The 1,153-nt window shown below is 68.0% G+C and carries 1 protein-coding gene; it reads left to right on the top strand.

Annotated elements, in window-relative coordinates:
* Nucleotides 1-671: 671 nt before the first annotated feature.
* On the top strand, nt 672-1,153 hold a 482-nt coding region (locus FXF52_RS41090), incomplete at its 3' end, for a DUF1062 domain-containing protein (RefSeq protein ID WP_255472955.1).

Below are 1,153 nucleotides of genomic sequence, written 5' to 3'. Positions count from 1 at the left end.
CATCGCCCTGCACACCCCACACCAACGGGTGAAGCAGATCCTGCAGGAACGGACCGATCGCCACCGGACCAGACTGCCGGTCCAGGACTCCAGCCCAGCCACCGCAGGGCGGAGAGCGAACCATCCGAACCACTCAACCATGAGCAAGAAGTAGGAAGCAGGCGGGGTCGGTCAAGCCGCGGCGCGTCGGAGGAGGACCTCCGCGCCGAGGCCGACCCCGGCTGACCGCCGTCCCACCCGCACCAGCCCGCCGCCCGCGGCCACCGGCCGGCGCCGGCTGCCGAGGAACCGTGGCGGACCCGACATGACCGGGCAAGTACCGCGTGCCCCTCGATCTCGCCACCACCTCTGCGGCCGGAAATCCGGTTGAGCCTTCCTTCCGCGTTCCCTTAGGTTGCCTGCGGCCCGTCGCACTGAGGACTGAGGACGAACCGCGTGACCCCGCCTGCTCTCTAGACCTGACACCTTCTTCCGCTCACCTGTAGCCGACGCTCCCGTCGGCTCTGCCGGGCTGCCCTTGTACGCCCGGTCATACAGCGTTTGAGGCCGCGCGTGATCGGCCTCGGGTCAGGTCTAGAGATCAGGTCTAGCGAGTCATGTCTTCACAACCTCATATCGTGCTGCCCTGGGTCGTTCGTCGGACCAGGCTGCCTCTGCTCTCGTTGCGGTGCGTGGACTGCCGCTCGGAGTCGGCCACCACCGGCGAGGGCAGGTTCCGCGTCAACGCCAACGGCAAGCTGCTGGACGTGTGGCTGTTGATCCGCTGCGTATCGTGCGATCGGACGAGCAAGCTCACCGTGTACGAGCGAGCGCCGGTCAGATCCTTCGATCCGGCCGAGCTCCACGGCTACAGCGTCAACGATCCGGAACTGGTGGCGTCCAGGCTGTTGGATCCGCTGCTCGCCCGGCGCAACCGCTTCGCTCTGGACTGGACGGGGGCCTGGCGGCTGGACGCCCCGTCGGCATGGTGCGACGAGGCGTGGCCGGTCCAGGTGGAGGTCGTCTTTGAGGATCCGGTTCCGGTGCGCCCGGAACGGCTCATCGCGCAAGGGCTCGGCCTCAGCAGGAGCGAGGTACTGCGCCGGATCAAGTGCGACATGCCGCTGCGCCGTCCGACGAGTGCCGGATTCACCTTCACCGTGATGGCCGGGGA

This window comes from Micromonospora sp. MP36 (assembly GCF_008119785.1).
Lineage (GTDB): Bacteria > Actinomycetota > Actinomycetes > Mycobacteriales > Micromonosporaceae > Micromonospora.
The sequence above is the reverse complement of the archived record's forward strand: the minus strand, read 5'-3'. Positions and strand labels throughout refer to the sequence as shown.